The sequence below is a fragment of the Lentilactobacillus dabitei genome (assembly GCF_019061365.1).
In the GTDB taxonomy this organism is placed as follows: Bacteria; Bacillota; Bacilli; order Lactobacillales; family Lactobacillaceae; genus Lentilactobacillus; species Lentilactobacillus dabitei.
Genome location: NZ_JAHPPD010000192.1, coordinates 1 through 336, shown reverse-complemented (window position 1 = coordinate 336; position 336 = coordinate 1). Strand labels below are relative to the sequence as shown.

Below are 336 nucleotides of genomic sequence, written 5' to 3'. Positions count from 1 at the left end.
CCATAAATGGCCACCCCAAAACTTTTGGGCTTTTACTTCCGGGTGCTTCTCAAAGAATAGGCGCGCAGAGCCACCCTTAAAGGCTTTGACAATATTGGTTGGCGCGTATTTAGGCTTAAAACTAATCAACATGTGAACGTGGTCCGGCATAACTTCCATTCGTTCAATGATCACCTCATTCAGATCGGCAATTCGTTGCAAAATTGATTTCATGTCGGTAACTAATTGTGAGGTTATGAATGCGGGATGCCGATTTTTAGTTACCCAGATTAAATGAAAATGAAAATTGTAAACATAGTTGCGTTCGTAAATAGCTTCATCTAAACGCTGCTTTTT

Annotated in this window: 1 protein-coding gene; it reads right to left on the bottom strand. The window is 40.5% G+C overall.

Going from position 1 to position 336, the window contains the following annotated elements; genetic code table 11:
* Nucleotides 1–336 (bottom strand): IS200/IS605 family transposase (gene tnpA, locus KTE19_RS13750; RefSeq protein WP_249778680.1); only part of this gene is annotated, 336 nt, incomplete at both ends.